Consider the following 15736-nt stretch of genomic DNA (forward strand, 5'->3'; position numbering starts at 1 on the left):
CAGTTTCTGATTGAACAAGTTTTAACGTAACTCCGTTGTATAAGTAACCCTTGGTAAATCGCCAAGGGTATTTTTTTGCCGATAACAGGTTGGATTAACTCTAAAAGTAAGTATCATTTGTCTTGAGGAATCTGAATTAAAAACAGTGTAAATTATCACTATTTAACAATAACTAAAGATTTAAACAAATTTAAACTAAGTAATTAATTTATTGTTTATATAGAAAGACAAAGGCTTTGTTACAAACAGCAAAATACAGATCTAAAACTAAATTAAAAAAAGCCTGAATTTGTAGCAAAATACACTTTTGCTTCTAGATTTAGTTCCTATGATTAAATCATCAGGAAAACAAAAAACGTTGTCAAAATAAACGCTCAATTGTTTTTTGACTGATTTGAAGCTTTCGGATGGTTGAATATACAAATATTCTCCGAATAAACTTCAATTAAATGTCAATAATGTAACCTCAACTCAAATACTTGATCCTAATGGAGGTCTGAAATGAGGAAGATTGCTATTTACGGTAAAGGTGGAATCGGTAAATCCACGACCACACAAAATACAGTGGCTGGACTTTGCGAACTCGGTCGCAAAGTCATGATCGTTGGTTGTGACCCCAAAGCAGATTCTACGCGCTTATTGCTCGGTGGTTTGCACCAAAAGAGTGTGTTAGATACTTTACGTGAAGAAGGCGACGATGTCGATCTTGAAGAAATTCGTAAAGAAGGCTATGGCAAAACCCTCTGCGTAGAATCCGGTGGTCCAGAACCTGGCGTAGGCTGTGCGGGTCGAGGCATTATCACCTCAATTAGTATGCTCGAACAACTCGGTGCCTATGACGAAAGTGAAGGTCTTGATTATGCTTTCTACGACGTACTAGGTGACGTAGTTTGCGGCGGTTTCGCCATGCCAATTCGGGAAGGTAAAGCCCAAGAAATTTACATCGTTACCTCTGGCGAAATGATGGCAATGTATGCCGCCAATAACATCTGCCGAGGCATTCAAAAATACGCTGAATCTGGTGGTGTTCGTTTAGGCGGTTTAATTTGCAACAGCCGTAAGGTTGATCTGGAAGCTGAACTTATCGAAGCATTGGCTGAAGCCCTCGGCACTCAGATGATCTATTTCTTGCCCCGCGACAACATGGTTCAACGGGCGGAACTGAACCGCAAGACGGTGATTGAATATGATCCCGATTGCGAGCAAGCCGGTCATTATCGCAGCTTAGCTAAAGCGATTGATGAGAACACCAATCATGTCGTTCCCACACCGATGAAGAATGACGAGTTGGAACAACTACTTGTTAAGTTCGGTTTGTACGGCTAAAGATGCAGTGTGTTGCAGGTGGAAGGTTACAAACATTCTCACATCTTCCACCGCTGAAATACAAGCACAATTGTTTGGAGGCAACATCCCATGACTATCATGGTGAGAGCGATTATTCGACCGGAAAAGAGCGACGACGTTATGAAAGCGCTCTTGGACGCTGGTTATCCAGCCGTTACCAAAGTTGATGTCTTTGGTCGAGGCAAACAACGGGGATTGAAAATTGGTAATGTGCTTTATGATGAACTACCCAAAGCGTTGTTAATGGTAGTGGTTCCCGATACCGAAAAAGAGTTTGTGATTCGGGCAATTCTCAGCAGCGCTCGCACGGGAACAGAAGGAGCAGCCGGTGATGGCAAGATATTTGTCAGTCCTGTAGAAGAAGTCTACACCATCAGCTCCGGCAAAACCGATTCGAGTACGAAAGAACCTGCGCTGGCTACGCGCTAAAAATGAGACCCATTTTGTATCCATTGTTCTTGTAGAAATCGTTAATAACGGTTTCTACAAGAGAACTCCCCGGTTTATGTTAGGAGGCACGAGAGTCAATCTCAGTGTTTAAGGTTATGAAAGAAGTTCTGGCTGTCATCAGGATGAACAAAATTAACCAGACGAAAGCCGCCTTAAGTAAAGCTGGTTTTCCGTCCGTGACAGCGGTGAAAGTAGTCGGTCGAGGCAGGCAAGCCGTGGACTTTCAGTTAGCGAAAGCAATTAATGAAAATCCCCAAGATAGCAGTGATTTGCTGCCTCTCCTGGCTCAAGGACACCGTTTAATTCCCAAACGGATGCTCAGTTTGGTGGTTCCCGATGACAACGTTCAGCAAGTGGTTGATGCCCTGATTCAAGCCAATCAGACCAGCAACCCCGGAGATGGAAAAATCTTTGTTCTGCCCGTTGATGATAGTGTCCGCGTTAGCAGCGGTGAAACAGGAGCAGTCGCGATTGATGAAATGATCGGTTAAGGTTTCCCAGCCAAATGTAGGGGCGGGTTTTACTTGGTGCACATCGATAACTTGACTAAATCCGCCCTTCCATAAAAGTAATTAAGACAGGAGAAAACGATTATGAGTCCCCATGATTCAGATACCTTGAAATTAGAAAAGGCGACCTATGACGTAGACCCGAAAGAGGTTACCAAAGAAATGGTTGCGCCCTACCCAGCCAAAGTTGCCAGAAAACGGGCAAAGCATATCGTGATGCGGGACCCGTCCGTCGAAGGACAGGAAATTCAGGCGAATGTGCGAACAGTTCCTGGCATTCTCAACACCAGACACTGTGCCTTTGCTGGCTGTAAAGGGGTGGTTGTTGGTCCCTTTGGTGATGTGCTGCACATTGTTCACGGACCAGTGGGCTGTTCTTACTACACCTGGATGACACGGCGCAACCAGTATCGGGCTCGTGAAGATGGCAAGAATTACATGAGCTACTGTGTCACCACTGACATGCAGGACTCTGATATTGTCTTCGGCGGTGTGAAAAAGCTGCGTCAAGCCGTTCAGGAAGGCTATGACATCTTCAAGCCCAATGCAATTACCATCACAGCCACCTGTCCCGTGGGGTTAATTGGTGACGATATTCAAACCGTTGCCAAAGAGATGACAGAAAAGCTGGGCATTTCGGTTGTTGCATTTAACTGCGAAGGCTATAAAGGCGTTTCCCAGTCTGCGGGTCACCACATCGCCAACAATGGCTTCTTTAAAAATTGGGTGGGTGAAGGCGAAGCAACAGACGAAGAACTTGAAGGCTTCACCGTCAACCTTTTGGGTGAGTACAACATCGGCGGCGATGCGTATGAACTGGAGCGGGTGTTTGAGAAGTGTGGGATTAATGTGATTGCCACATTTAGTGGTGACGGCAACTACGATGCAGCAACAAAAGCCCATTTAGCTCAATTGAACTTGGTCATGTGTCACCGCTCGATTAACTACATGGCGGAGATGATGGAAACCAAGTTTGGGGTTCCTTGGACGAAGGTCAGCTTCATCGGCGTTCAAGCTTTTGCCAAATCCTTGCGTAAGGTTGCCCGATTCTTTAATGATGAGGCACTCACTCAGCGCATTGAAGAGGTAATTGCTGAAGAAGTGGCTGCCGCAGAAGCGGAAATTGCCCCGATTCGGGAACGGTTGCAAGGCAAGAGTGCGATTCTGTTTGTGGGCGGTTCTCGCGCTCACCATTACCAAGACTTGTTTGCAGACTTAGGCATCAAAACCATTGCTGCTGGTTATGAGTTCGCCCACCGGGATGACTACGAAGGTCGTCAAGTTCTACCCTTAAAAGTAGACGCCGATTCCCGCAACGTTGAAGAGTTGCGTGTCGAAAAAGACCCCGAACGCTACAAACTGACGGCTGACCCAGCATGGGTGGAGCAGCTCAAAGAGGAAGGGTTCCTGAATCGGTACGAGGGGATGATTTCGGAGATGGGTGAAGATACATTGATGATTGATGACATCTCCCATCATGAGCTAGAAACTCTGATTAAGCGCCTCAAGCCCGATATCGTCGGTTCCGGGATTAAGGACAAGTATGTGATTGAGAAGTTTGGCGTTCCTTGTAAGCAACTTCACAACTACGACTACGGCGGTCCGTTTGCCGGATTCCAAGGTGCGGTTAATTTCGCCAAAGATATCGATATGCGGATTAACAACCCCACTTGGAAGTTAGTGAAAGCTCCCTGGCAGAACTAGCCATGTTCCAGACGCGATGCAAGCAGCGTCTGAGAGCAAAAAAGTTATCCGTTAATTCTTGCGAGCAGGGCGGGTTTAGTCACATCTGGGTTGAACAAGCAACGTTAATAGTGAAACCCGCCCCTACAGACTTAAACCCACAAAGGAAAACCAGAATCATGTTAGAAGCAACCCCTAAAGAAATTGTTGAACGCAAGGCGCTACGAATCAACCCGGCTAAGACTTGTCAGCCTATTGGTGCAATGTACGCCGCATTAGGGATTCACGGCTGCTTACCCAACTCTCACGGCTCTCAAGGCTGCTGTTCCTTCCACAAGTCTCACCTGACCCGCCATTACAGAGAACCCATCATGGCTGCAACCAGCGCCTTTACCGAGGGTTCCTCTGTGTTTGGTGGTGGTGCAAACCTCAAGCAAGCCCTGACCACTATTTTTACCGTCTACAATCCAGATATGGTGGCGGTAAGTACTACTTGCTTATCGGAAACCATTGGCGATGATTTACCCACATTTATCCGCCAAGCCCGTGAATCTGGGGCAGTTCCCGAAGGCAAATACGTCATTCACGCCAATACTCCCAGCTACGTCGGCTCTCATGTCACCGGCTGGTCGAATATGACCAAGGCGATGGTGACTTATTTATCGGCAAAAACGGATACGCCGAATCATAAGCTCAACATTATTCCTGGCTATGTCGAACCCTCCGACGTGCGGGCGGTTAAGCAGTTAGTGACCCAAATGGGGATTGACGCGATTGTCTTCCCCGATACTGCGGATGTGGTGGATACGCCGAAGACGGGTGAGTTTCAGATGTACCCGAAAGGCGGGACACCGATTCCCGATTTAATCGACACCGGGAATAGCACCGCCACCTTAGCCTTGGGTAATTTTACCTCAGAAGCCGCCGCGATCGCACTCCAAAACAAGTGCCAAGTTCCGTCTCGTGTCCTGGACTTACCCATTGGTCTTCGCGCCACTGACCGCTTTGTTCAAGCCTTGATTGAATTCAGTGATGTCACACCACCTGAATCGCTCAATGATGACCGGGGACGGTTGGTTGATGTGATGACGGATATGCAGCAGTATCTGTATCGCAAGCGGGTTGCGGTATATGGTGACCCTGACCAAGTGATCTCTGCGACTGAGTTCCTCGTAGACTGCGGTATGTTACCGGTTTATGTGATTACGGGTAGTCCGGTTGGGAAGCGCTTTGAAGAACGGGTCAAAGATATCCTCAAGGATACCGTTCCCGATGCTGTTGTTGCGGCTAATGCAGACTTGTTCTACTTGCATCAACTGATTAAGAATGAGCCAGTCGATTTGCTTCTGGGCAATGAATACGGCAAGTATATCGGTCGTGATGAAGATATTCCGATCGTGCGCTTCGGTTTCCCCATTTTAGATCGCGTCGGTCACAGCTACTTCCCCACAGCTTGTTACTGGGGCGGTATTTACCTGCTGTCTAATATTTGCAACACCTTACTCGAACGCCTCGACCGGGATGCTCCCGATGAGCTGTTTGAATTGGTTCGCTAGAACGCTTTAGGGGCGGGTTAATTAGGATAATTTGTTGTCAGCCTAATGTAACTCAACCCGCCCCCATCCAAGGTTTGAGTTAGTCCTAAAAAACTCAAAAATCATCCTTAATTTTTCATCCTTTTTAAGGGGGTTTATCATGCAGAAACCTGAACACCACATCTTCGTTTGTTCCAGCTTCCGAGTCAATGGTGACGCGAAAGGAGTTTGTCAGAAAAAGGATTCTACAACATTAATTCAGTATCTCGAATCAGAAATCACCGATCGCGGTTTAGACGCTCTGGTTTCCTCAACGGGATGCATGAATCTGTGCAACAACGGACCCGTGATGATGGTTTATCCAGACAATTATTGGTACGGCAATGTTGATGAAGAAGCTATTGACGAAATCCTCGACGCCTTAGAAGACGGCAAACCTGCTGAGGATTATCTGTTTGTTAGTTAAATCTCAGATAGTAAAGGGCGACCCGAGTCAATTGAATGGATACAGTTGTTGATTTGTACAAGCGGGTCGCCCCTACACGAGAGAATTCCAGTCGTCTTTAGACGACTTGAGCTATAAGCCAAGAACTTGAGTTCTTGGCGGGTGTCGGGGCTTACCTCACCTTTTTCACTTTTTCTAAAAGCATTTTTGTACAACGTTTGTGAGCCTGACGATATGGAACCTGTTATTTTCCAAGAACGTGAAAAGCAAATTCACCGCAAGGGAAACCAACCATTTGACCTGGAATGTAACAAAGACAGCCTTGCTGGTGCAGTTAGCCAACGTGCTTGCGTCTTTTGTGGTTCTCGCGTTGTTTTATACCCCATCGCTGACGCGGTTCATTTAGTCCATGGACCAATCGGGTGTGCGGCGTATACGTGGGATATTCGCGGGGCGCTTTCATCGGGTCCAGAATTGCATCGGTTGAGTTTTTCCACTGACTTACAAGAACGCGATGTCATCTTTGGTGGTGAGAAGAAACTCTATCAGGCGTTAACGGAACTGATTGACCGACATCACCCCAATGCGGCGTTTGTTTATTCTACCTGTATTGTGGGTATTATTGGCGATGATTTAGAAGCCATATGTCGGCGAGTTAGCCAAGAAAAGAATATCCCAGTAATTCCGGTTAAATCAGAAGGGTTTAAGGGCAATAAACGGGCGGGCTATAATGCGGCTTGTACTGCCATGTTCCGTTTAGTGGGGACAGGAGACACTACAGGGATTTCTCCCCGCAGTATTAATATTCTGGGTGATTTTAACTTAGCTGGAGAAATTTGGATTATCCGTGAATACTTTGAACGCATGGGTGTCCAGGTTGTTGCCAATATCACAGGCGATGGTAGAGTTGGAGATATCGCGCGATCGCACGGCGCTGCATTGAACGTGGTTCAGTGCTCTGGGGCGACGATGGACTTAGCTAAGATGATGAAAGAAAAGTATGGAACTCCGTTTCTACGAGTGTCCTACTTTGGCGTAGAAGACATGGCGGAAGCCTTGTATAAAGTTGCCCGATTCTTTGAGGATGACCCAGAAATTCTCAAACGCGCTCAAGACTTAGTGCGAGAAGAATTAACCCTGTTGTATACTAAACTGCAAGAGTACCGCAAAGACTTGCAAGGTAAAAAAGCGGCGATTTATGTGGGCGGTGCGTTCAAAGCCTTTTCCTTAGTAAAAGCCTTCCGACTTATCGGCATGGATGTGGTGATGGTGGGTTCGCAAACCGGAACCAGCGAAGATTACCGAGAACTCCACGAAGTCACAGACGAAGGCACAATTATTGTTGATGATTCTAACCCCTTAGAACTATCAGCATTTTTGAAAGAAAAAGATGTTGATATCTTTGTCGGTGGTGTTAAAGAACGACCCATTGCCTATAAGTTAGGACTCGGATTTTGCGACCACAACCATGAACGCAAAGAAGCATTAGAAGGGTTTCTGGGAATGGTGAATTTTGCCAAAGAAGTGCATAGTACTGTCATGTCTCCCGTCTGGAGGTTTGTGCCGCGTAAAAATCAAGCCTTGAACTCAAGTTCCGGCTAAAAGCTTAAACCCGTTAAAACGGGTTGTTCGTAGTAGTTCGTAGTAGGCACTTTAGTGCCTCAAGTTGTAGGGTGTGTTAGCATTCGCGCCGTGTTCCCGTTCGCGCAGCGTTCCCTAAGGGTAGGGTAGCGTAACGCACCATTATTCCAGGATTGAAAAGATAAACCATTATCCAATTCGCTGCCACCAATAAAACCATGTCGAAGAAACTCAAAATTAAGCAAAAAACCGAAGCTTACGTTTCCACAACCAACGCCTGTAAACTGTGTAAACCTCTGGGCGCTTGTATCGCCTTTCGGGGAATTGAAGGAACCGTACCCTTTCTGCATGGATCACAAGGCTGCGCCACCTACATGAGGCGTTATATCATTAGTCACTTTCGCGAACCCATTGATATTGCTTCCTCTTCCTTGAGTGAAAAACACGCCGTTTATGGCGGAGGACCTAATCTGAAAAAAGGTATCCTCAATGTCATGGATAAATATGGGGCAAAAGTTGTAGGAATTGCTACCACTTGCTTAACTGAAACCATCGGTGATAATGTTAGTGGGTTGTTGAGAGAGTTTAAGGAAGAATTTGGCGACAAGGAATTGCCAACCTTGTTGAATGTTTCTACCCCCAGTTATAGTGGTACGCATATAGAAGGTTTCCATGCCACAGTGCGGGCAGTGATTGATCAGTTAGTGGAACCAAAAACAGTAGAATCCACAACCGCTTCCCAATCCCCAGGAGTCGGGGCGGGTTTAGTCACATCTGTGCCAACAGAAAGTGATAGTCGTGAAACCCGCCCCTACACAATCAACAATCAACAATCAACAATCAACACGTCCAAAATCAATCTTTTACCTGGATTAGTTTCTCCAGCCGATATCCGTTATTTAAAAGAAGTTCTCGACGACTTTAATTGTCCAGGAACGATCCTACCGGATATCTCCGAAACCTTAGACGCCCCCGCACAAATGGACTATGAAAAGATTCCCGAAGGGGGAACGCCAATTGCAGCGATTCAAAGTATGGGGCATTCTAGCGCCACAATTGAGTTCGGTCAAGTGTTGCAACGCACAGGTAATTCTGGAGGTCAACTTCTGGCTAAACGCAGCGGTGTTCCCCTGTACGCCTTGGGTATGCCGATTGGGTTGCGAGAGTGCGATCGCTTCTTTGACGCCCTAGAAGAGGTTTCTGGGTGTGCGAAACCGAGAAAACATGAACTGGAACGGGGACGGTTAGTTGATGCTTATGTTGATTCCCATAAATATCTGTTTGGTAAGCGGGTAGTTGTTTATGGGGAAGAAGATTTGTGTGTCGGATTAACGGCATTTTTAGCCGAAATTGGCATGAAGATAGTCTTATGTGCATCAGGAGGAAATAGTGGACAGTTTCAGGACGCAATTAACGCGGTTACGTCTGATATTGTCACCGAACCACCAATCGTTAAAGAAGGATTTGATTTCTATGAAATTGCTGAAGAAATTGAAAGTCTAGAACCCGATATGTTGATTGGAACCAGCAAAGGATATTCCCTGACTAAAAAATATCAAATTCCCCTAATCCGCGTAGGCTTCCCAATTCACGATCGCTTTGGCGGACAACGGATGCTACATCTGGGGTATCGCGGCACTCAGAACCTGTTAGATCGGATTGTGAATGCCATTATCGAGAAGAAGCAAACCGATTCACCTGTAGGGTATGGTTATCTTTGATTTGGTCATTTGTCATTTGTCATTTGTCATTCGTTCACAAGTAATCATTCGTCACTAACTTAGTCTTGATAAGTTTCCGAAAATTCAACTCATCACTTCAGGAGAGAAAACCATGACAGCTACAGTTAACTTAGAAAATCACCCTTGTTTTAATGTCAAGGTAAAAGGACAGTTCGGACGAGTCCATTTACCTGTAGCACCCAAGTGCAATATCCAATGTAATTATTGCAATCGCAAATATGATTGCGTCAACGAAAGTAGACCCGGTGTAACCAGTACTATTCTTTCTCCCGCCCAAGCCGCTGTTTACATGGAAAAGGTATTAGAGAAAGAACCAAGAATCAGTGTTGCTGGAATTGCGGGTCCAGGTGATCCCTTTGCCAATCCAGAGGAAACCTTAGGTACAATGCGGCTGCTGCGGGAAAAGTTTCCCGACTTAATCCTCTGCTTGGCAACCAATGGCTTAAATCTCAAACCCGAATATATCGACGAAATTGCCGAAATTGGCGTCAGTCACGTTACCGTTACCATCAACGCGATCGACCCAGAAATTACGCGCAAAGTTTACCGATGGGTACGCCATGAAAAGTCAGTTTATCAGGGATTAAAAGGGGCTAAATTACTCTTAGAACGCCAACTCGAAGCCGTAAAAGGACTAAAAGCTGCCGGGATTACAGTTAAAATTAACTGCATTGTCATGCCCGGAATTAATGACCATCATGTGGTTGAAGTTGCCAAAACCATGGCAGAACTAGGCGCAGATTTATTTAATGCCATGGCGATGTATCCCACAGCCGAAACGCCATTTGAAGGATTAACTGAACCCGATGCAATTACAATGGCGAAAATCCGCAAAGAATGCGAGGAATATTTACCGCAAATGCGCCATTGCACACGCTGTCGGGCAGATGCTGTGGGACTTTTAGGAGCAGATCAGTCTGAGGAATTCCACGGTTGTTTAATTGCTTGTTCCAAGAAAGTGATTCCCATTGAAGAAAAAGAACGCCCTTATGTCGCTGTAGCAACCGTTGAAGGAATTCTGGTGAATCAACATTTAGGTCAAGCGGATCAGTTTCAGATTTGGCAGAAAACCGATCAAGGCTTTACCTTAGTAGAAGAACGCCTCGCCCCTGACCGTGGAAGTGGTTTTGAACGGTGGCAAAAAGTTGCGAATATGCTGAAAGATTGTCGAGCGATTTTAGCCAGTAGCATTGGCGATAACCCGAAAGAAATTTTGACCAAGTGTGGTGTGCTTCCGGTGGAAATGAGCGGTTTTATTGAGACGGGATTGCAAGCCGTTTATGAAGGAAGTGATTTGTCAAAGCTGAAAGGCAAACGGCAAGTTGCGGCGGGTAAAGTTGGAGAATGTACCGGGAGTGGCTTAGGTTGTGGTTAAGGGTTTGTAGTTGAACTGTATTCGCCATAATTGACCATAACGTGTAGGGTGCGTTACGCTTCGCTAACGCACCGATTTTTTACCTTATTATTGGTGGGTTACGGCGGATATTTCATTAAAGGGTTATTTCCCTTCATGGAGTTACCGCCTAACCCACCCTACAGTTAATTATATTTTTTTAATCTTAAATCAATCCCGTAGTCAAAATAGCCGCCGCCCTGAAGGAGTCTTATCCTACTTAAGTCAGGGCGCACGTCTGTGCGCCCCTACGATTCCGGGCTGCTGTTGACTGGTGAAAACTGAGGATTTGGGACAACCCAATGTTCAAGCAAGCATCCTTTAATCTGTTGCCACCATAACATCTGTCGCTTTAACAACAGCATAGGCTTCCTTACCCTGGGCGAGACCGAGTCGTTCCGCCGAAGACTTGGTGATAATTGCCGTCATTTCCACCCCAGGAGCAACTTCTATAGTCACCTCACTGTTAACGGCTCCAGGTACAACCTTTTTCACTGTCCCTTTAAAGGTATTGCGAGCGCTAACTTCCATAGTTTAATCCCTGCTTTAGTCATTGGTTCACCAGCTAATAATACCAAAAATAACTAAATTTTCTGATTTTGCTAAATATTTTGATCAAAACAATAAATTGTATTATTTTACTCATTTTTACCCTCGCATAACTGATATAGCCAAGTTATAATATAGCCAAGTTAGAAGACCGAAGGCAAAAATGCGGCATACGTAATGGTTTTTATCTCACAGCAGTTTATCGAACAGTTAATCCAAGAAGACGTTCCCTATTTTGATTTAACCACCCAGGTGCTAGGGATTGGCGATCGCATGGGGACAATCCGCTTTACCACTCGCGCCAAAACCGTTCTAGCCTGCACCGAAGAAGCCGCCAGTATCTTACGCCAAGTGGGTGCAGACGTGACAGCAATCTTGGCAACGGGTCAACTCTTGGATGCAGGTGTCACCTTTCTCAGTGCTACCGGAAACGCCGCCGCCTTGCATCTGGCTTGGAAACCTGCCCAAAATTTACTCGAATATGCCTGTGGAGTCGCCACCAAAACCGACAATTTGGTGCAATTAGCACAAGCGGCGAATCAAAATGTAATGCTTTATACCACTCGCAAAGTCATCCCAGCAACCAAACCCATCGCCGTGAAAGCCATCTTAGCGGGTGGGGCATATCCTCATCGACTAGGACTTTCAGAAACTGTTTTAATCTTCCAACAGCATCTTAACTTTTTGGGTGGGATTGACCCCCTAATTCAGCAACTACCCGTCATTAAGCGCCAGGTTAAGGAAAAGAAAGTCATTGTTGAAGTTAAAGATATGGCTACCGCCTTTAACTTAGCCGCTTCAGGAATCGATGGGATTCAATTTGACAAAGTAAATGTTGAGGCATTAGCGGAGGCAATTCCCCAACTCAAGTCTATGAATCCAACGCTAATTACTCTGGCGGCTGGCGGGATCAATGACGCTAATATCGCCAATTATGCGGCAACGGGCGTAGATGGGTTAGTCTTAACCGCTCCCTATTATGCCAAGCCTGCTGATATCCAGGTAGAAATTGAGCCGAAGCGAGCGTCAGTTTAGGGTTCTTCAGGACAAATTATGCTAAATTGCCTCAGACGATGCCCACGATTATTGCGACACAAGGATTTTGGGGATTATTTTGAATTTAACGAGAAGATTGAGACAGAAAATCCCAGTATAACCAATATAGATGGCTTTGGCGTCGTTTTAACTAACAGTTTGGCTGAGTTTGTCCGGAAGAACCGAAAACCGCTACCCTGAGCAAATTTCCGGCGGACAGCAGCAGCGAGTCGCAACACCGGACAACACTATCTATTAGACTGCATCAGCCTCCGGCTCACGCCCAAGACTATCACCTACAAGTTGAGGTTTACAAGGAAAAATGGGCGAATCTCAAAGACCGCCCCTTTCCCTGGTACGTTCGTTTAGACCCGTTGCGACTGATTTTGATGGAACAATGACTGACTATTATGTCCGGAAACCTTGACAAAAACCTGGATCTACAGACCTGTCAGCCAATGTATTCTTATGTATAAGAAACGGTTAAAATTGGGTTAAAATAACAGAACGTCCCTCATGTTTAGGGAAGGTAAAGTAGATACTATTTGGCTAATGCTCAAGGTAGGAACCTCAATTCGGGTTATCCGCCCTGAATATGCTGCGGGTATTCAGGGGATTATCCAAGGTCGTGAAGAGTCAGGACGTTGGATAGTCCGCTTAGAACAAAATTTAATGAATCCGAATGACGTTCCTCTGATGTTGTCTCTGTATGAATCTGACTTTGAAGTGATTCAGCCTGAGTAGTTGTGAGGTTAATTGTTGAGCAGCTTGGTTACATTATTGTGACTCAATGTAATTGATTGTAAATTTTTTTAACTTATAGCAATAAATTGCAATGTTTCTCAGAAAAAAATAGTTTCAAAAAGATATCTCAAATACAAAAAATGACAGCAGAGGCTGAGATACTACTCATAAGTTGAGCTATCTCATCCTATTTCTTTGGCAGAATAGTCACACCTCCTAACCTTGCCTTAGTCAGGTGAGGTGGTGTCAATGGTGGGGTAGAGCAAGTGTAATGTCTTACAGAATTGGTATTACCCAGGTTTCTAAGAGAGGTTAGCAACGATGTCTCAAGACAATGTGATCAATTTACTCGAAGCAGGCGGAAAAGATAAAAAATTGCGAGCTAAATACGACGCCCTCAAAACCAAGGAAGAGTTTGTGGAACTAGCGGCTACTGATGGTTACGAGTTTACCGTCGCAGAACTGGATACTGTTATCAAAGAAGCTGGGGACTCGTGGGAGGAGTCAGGCTTTCCACCTCGACGCTTGATTTGGTGGTAGGTTGTCATTTGTCATTTGTCATTCGTCATTTGTCATACTCGCTCCCTTGAGAAGCAAGCTACGTCATTTGTCGAAAAATTATTGCACTCTATCAGGGCGGGTTTAGTGATATCAGGTCCGAAGTATCCAAAGTTAGGTAACCACTTTTACGTCACCACATAACATATACTTTTGTTCAATACTAGATTATTTTTCCCATTCATTGACCAACTCACTCGGTTCACCCGGATAAAAGCTATCCTCTAAAATTTCCGCCAAACTGTAGGGACACGTCTGGGGAAAGGTTTGATGAACTACACAGACTTACTTCGTTGAAGTCTGTGTTTCTGACGCTTCCTCACTCCTAGTTGCTTCATGCTTCCACAATCAGTAGAGCTAGGCAGCTCTGCGTCTAAAGAGGTTCGTTCCAAACCCCTTGCCCAAATCTCATTAACTTGAGCAGCATTAACATCTCTATCTTCGACGTGCTTGCAGTCGGGATTAGAGCAAATATGGACTCTATCGCTCAAAGTCTTAGGCGTTAATTCCCAACATTTAGCACACCGTTGAGTTGGCTTTAGCGTCCTAGTTGGTGACTCAACATAAAACCCACCTGCCTCAGCCGATTTGTAGGTTAATAAATCACCGACTATGCCAAACCCAACGTCAAGAATAGACCGATTTAATCCGGCTTTCTGTTTCTTAGGCTTACCCTTCTTTGCCTTCCGAGTCATACCCTTGACGTTTAACTGCTCACCACCGATTAGGCTATTACCGCTCACTATATCACTGGTTACTTTGTGCAGCCAATCTTCCCGTTGTCGGGCTATCTTGCTCTGAAGTTTAGAGATCCGTTTACGTTCCTTTTTCCATCGCCTCGACCCCTTGACTTTCTTATTCCTATTAGGTGGTCTTTTGCGTCTTAACCGCTTTGAGGCTACCTTAACCTTCTTGTGTCCCTCCTGAATAAAATCGGGTTTAGCAATTTTCTCGCCAGTTGAAAGCGTTACCGCGTCTTTACAGCCAAGGTCGATTCCGATTGAACCCGTACCTGTTTGACGGGTTGGGTTGCACTGTACGGTGATTGACACATACCACTTACCATTCCTGAAAAAGATTGTGCAAGTCGTTGGCGTTCCCCAAGTTCTAGCTTGTCCCCGCATCTGGATCTTTAGATCGAGGTCTCTCAGTTCTAAGTAACCGTTAAGTCCGTTAGATAAAGCCTTCCAGCGTTGCTTATTCGGATATGTCCAGCCGCTATATCGCCGCTTCGCTTTAAACTTAGGATACTTACCTAATCCTTGGAAAAATCGCTTATAGGCAAAATCAACCCGCTTTAAGGTAGCTTGTAACGTATGGGAACCTAATTCAGCATACTCAGTCCAAACCTTTTTAAACTCAGGTAAACAGTTCTGTTGTTCAAAATAATCAACAGAATGCCCAAAGTGTTTGTACTGTGTCCTACGATTAGCCATTGCTGCATTGTATAATTCACAATGCATTTTTCTAGCCCAATGGAGCTTGTTACATTGGGTCTTGTTTGGATAAAGCCTGAAAGTGGTTCGACGTGTTAGCATACACCTATTCTACTATTTAATCTGGTAAAATAACAATAGCAATTTGATAATTTGCAGGATATTGAAACCTGCAAATTATCCGCTATCCTTCCCCGACTTGCTATCGCTGAAGTCGGGGACAGTCGCGATTACGTTCTGGCAAGTCAGTTTCTCCCATTGCCAGATCTCTACCGTTCTCGTAAGCTAAAACCAGTGCATCCTCAAGGTAAGGCTTTAGGCTTGGATTGTCTTTGAGCAACTCTACCGTATCACGGCGCTGTACGCGAATCGTCGCCAGCCAACTCCGACTCCGGCGTTGCGGTTGGTACTCCCATTTCAACAAATGTCCAATCAGCACCGTCAACCGATTTCGCAATTCCTGGCGTTGCTGTTTTCCCAAGGATTCAATCTCCTCAATCAGATTGCCCAAATCAAGCTGACTCCAATGCTGTTGGCGGAGTAACGACGCTTGTTCCTGCGTCCAAGCATAAAAATCGGTTTCGTAGAGGTTGGGTGTAGGTGTTGCTGTCTGTTGATTCGTTTCTGGCGCTGGCATCACGATTTTCCCACCTCAACGTCTCTCTATATAATAGTGGAACTGTTCTATGTAGGCGCGATCGCGAGGCTCCCCAGGTAGAATCGGTACAA

15 protein-coding genes and 1 pseudogene are annotated in these 15736 nt (G+C 45.5%); 13 read left to right on the forward strand and 3 right to left on the reverse strand.

All coding sequences use genetic code 11. The features are described 5' to 3' along the window. The first annotated feature begins 501 nt into the window (after positions 1 to 501). From nifH to nifB, 9 genes are all read left to right on the forward strand, one after another. Entirely contained in the window at positions 502 to 1326 is an 825-nt protein-coding gene (gene nifH, locus ACLFWI_RS13405; protein ID WP_446407195.1) for a nitrogenase iron protein, read from the forward strand. Positions 1327 to 1416: 90 nt separating this feature from the next. Next, on the forward strand, positions 1417 to 1776 hold the full coding sequence (locus ACLFWI_RS13410) for a P-II family nitrogen regulator (protein ID WP_446407194.1): 360 nt from the start codon (positions 1417 to 1419) through the stop codon (positions 1774 to 1776). 116 nt (positions 1777 to 1892) lie between these two features. Continuing rightward, positions 1893 to 2288 carry a P-II family nitrogen regulator gene (locus tag ACLFWI_RS13415; RefSeq protein WP_446407193.1) on the forward strand — a complete coding sequence of 132 codons (396 nt, stop codon included), beginning with the start codon at positions 1893 to 1895 and terminating at the stop codon, positions 2286 to 2288. Positions 2289 to 2390: 102 nt separating this feature from the next. Further along, entirely contained in the window at positions 2391 to 4010 is a 1620-nt protein-coding gene (gene nifD, locus ACLFWI_RS13420) for a nitrogenase molybdenum-iron protein alpha chain (protein ID WP_446413348.1), read from the forward strand. Positions 4011 to 4168: 158 nt separating this feature from the next. Then, positions 4169 to 5545, forward strand: a complete 1377-nt coding sequence (gene nifK / locus ACLFWI_RS13425; protein ID WP_446413349.1) for a nitrogenase molybdenum-iron protein subunit beta — start codon at positions 4169 to 4171, stop codon at positions 5543 to 5545. A gap of 139 nt (positions 5546 to 5684) precedes the next feature. Then, positions 5685 to 5990: a (2Fe-2S) ferredoxin domain-containing protein gene (locus ACLFWI_RS13430; RefSeq protein WP_446351084.1), complete on the forward strand. Its 306-nt coding sequence runs from the start codon at positions 5685 to 5687 to the stop codon at positions 5988 to 5990. 213 nt (positions 5991 to 6203) lie between these two features. Beyond that, positions 6204 to 7571, forward strand: a complete 1368-nt coding sequence (gene nifE / locus ACLFWI_RS13435; RefSeq protein ID WP_006098778.1) for a nitrogenase iron-molybdenum cofactor biosynthesis protein NifE — start codon at positions 6204 to 6206, stop codon at positions 7569 to 7571. Positions 7572 to 7768: 197 nt separating this feature from the next. After that, entirely contained in the window at positions 7769 to 9271 is a 1503-nt protein-coding gene (locus tag ACLFWI_RS13440) for a nitrogenase component 1 (protein WP_446413350.1), read from the forward strand. A 112-nt stretch (positions 9272 to 9383) separates the two neighbouring features. After that, positions 9384 to 10667 (forward strand): nitrogenase cofactor biosynthesis protein NifB, encoded by a 1284-nt coding sequence (nifB, locus tag ACLFWI_RS13445; protein ID WP_446407188.1) that lies wholly within the window; start codon positions 9384 to 9386, stop codon positions 10665 to 10667. 339 nt (positions 10668 to 11006) lie between these two features. Here nifB and ACLFWI_RS13450 read toward each other — a convergent pair whose 3' ends face one another. Further along, on the reverse strand, positions 11007 to 11216 hold the full coding sequence (locus tag ACLFWI_RS13450; protein WP_446407187.1) for a TOBE domain-containing protein: 210 nt from the start codon (positions 11214 to 11216) through the stop codon (positions 11007 to 11009). A 195-nt stretch (positions 11217 to 11411) separates the two neighbouring features. Here ACLFWI_RS13450 and modD point away from each other — a divergent pair, with 195 nt between their 5' ends. From modD to ACLFWI_RS13470, 4 genes and pseudogenes are all read left to right on the forward strand, one after another. Further along, the gene (gene modD / locus ACLFWI_RS13455) at positions 11412 to 12269 is read left to right on the forward strand and encodes a ModD protein (protein ID WP_446413351.1); all 858 of its coding nucleotides are present in this window, start codon (positions 11412 to 11414) and stop codon (positions 12267 to 12269) included. A gap of 221 nt (positions 12270 to 12490) precedes the next feature. Further along, positions 12491 to 12670: pseudogene (locus ACLFWI_RS13460) on the forward strand (ABC transporter); the annotation flags it as partial. Between the two features lie 115 nt (positions 12671 to 12785). Next, on the forward strand, positions 12786 to 13013 hold the full coding sequence (locus ACLFWI_RS13465; RefSeq protein ID WP_446413352.1) for a hypothetical protein: 228 nt from the start codon (positions 12786 to 12788) through the stop codon (positions 13011 to 13013). A gap of 321 nt (positions 13014 to 13334) precedes the next feature. Then, positions 13335 to 13553 carry a Nif11-like leader peptide family natural product precursor gene (locus tag ACLFWI_RS13470; protein ID WP_446413353.1) on the forward strand — a complete coding sequence of 73 codons (219 nt, stop codon included), beginning with the start codon at positions 13335 to 13337 and terminating at the stop codon, positions 13551 to 13553. Between the two features lie 293 nt (positions 13554 to 13846). Here ACLFWI_RS13470 and ACLFWI_RS13475 read toward each other — a convergent pair whose 3' ends face one another. Next, the gene (locus tag ACLFWI_RS13475) at positions 13847 to 15109 is read right to left on the reverse strand and encodes an RNA-guided endonuclease InsQ/TnpB family protein (RefSeq protein ID WP_446413354.1); all 1263 of its coding nucleotides are present in this window, start codon (positions 15107 to 15109) and stop codon (positions 13847 to 13849) included. 100 nt (positions 15110 to 15209) lie between these two features. After that, entirely contained in the window at positions 15210 to 15644 is a 435-nt protein-coding gene (locus tag ACLFWI_RS13480) for a DUF29 domain-containing protein (RefSeq protein ID WP_446413355.1), read from the reverse strand. Between the last annotated feature and the right edge of the window lie 92 nt (positions 15645 to 15736).

Source organism: Coleofasciculus sp., from assembly GCF_046539235.1.
In the GTDB taxonomy this organism is placed as follows: Bacteria; Cyanobacteriota; Cyanobacteriia; order Cyanobacteriales; family Coleofasciculaceae; genus Coleofasciculus.

Excerpts from the sequence above, each read along its gene's own strand:
- ACLFWI_RS13440 (WP_446413350.1), top strand. The coding sequence starts at position 7,769 with ATGTCGAAGAAACTCAAAATTAAGCAAAAAACCGAAGCTTACGTTTCC.
- ACLFWI_RS13480 (WP_446413355.1), bottom strand. The coding sequence starts at position 15,644 with ATGCCAGCGCCAGAAACGAATCAACAGACAGCAACACCTACACCCAAC.
- ACLFWI_RS13475 (WP_446413354.1), bottom strand. The coding sequence starts at position 15,109 with ATGCTAACACGTCGAACCACTTTCAGGCTTTATCCAAACAAGACCCAA.
- nifD (WP_446413348.1), top strand. The coding sequence starts at position 2,391 with ATGAGTCCCCATGATTCAGATACCTTGAAATTAGAAAAGGCGACCTAT.
- ACLFWI_RS13430 (WP_446351084.1), top strand. The coding sequence starts at position 5,685 with ATGCAGAAACCTGAACACCACATCTTCGTTTGTTCCAGCTTCCGAGTC.
- nifH (WP_446407195.1), top strand. The coding sequence starts at position 502 with ATGAGGAAGATTGCTATTTACGGTAAAGGTGGAATCGGTAAATCCACG.
- nifB (WP_446407188.1), top strand. The coding sequence starts at position 9,384 with ATGACAGCTACAGTTAACTTAGAAAATCACCCTTGTTTTAATGTCAAG.
- ACLFWI_RS13470 (WP_446413353.1), top strand. The coding sequence starts at position 13,335 with ATGTCTCAAGACAATGTGATCAATTTACTCGAAGCAGGCGGAAAAGAT.
- modD (WP_446413351.1), top strand. The coding sequence starts at position 11,412 with ATGGTTTTTATCTCACAGCAGTTTATCGAACAGTTAATCCAAGAAGAC.
- ACLFWI_RS13450 (WP_446407187.1), bottom strand. The coding sequence starts at position 11,216 with ATGGAAGTTAGCGCTCGCAATACCTTTAAAGGGACAGTGAAAAAGGTT.
- ACLFWI_RS13410 (WP_446407194.1), top strand. The coding sequence starts at position 1,417 with ATGACTATCATGGTGAGAGCGATTATTCGACCGGAAAAGAGCGACGAC.
- ACLFWI_RS13465 (WP_446413352.1), top strand. The coding sequence starts at position 12,786 with ATGTTTAGGGAAGGTAAAGTAGATACTATTTGGCTAATGCTCAAGGTA.
- nifE (WP_006098778.1), top strand. The coding sequence starts at position 6,204 with ATGGAACCTGTTATTTTCCAAGAACGTGAAAAGCAAATTCACCGCAAG.
- ACLFWI_RS13415 (WP_446407193.1), top strand. The coding sequence starts at position 1,893 with ATGAAAGAAGTTCTGGCTGTCATCAGGATGAACAAAATTAACCAGACG.
- nifK (WP_446413349.1), top strand. The coding sequence starts at position 4,169 with ATGTTAGAAGCAACCCCTAAAGAAATTGTTGAACGCAAGGCGCTACGA.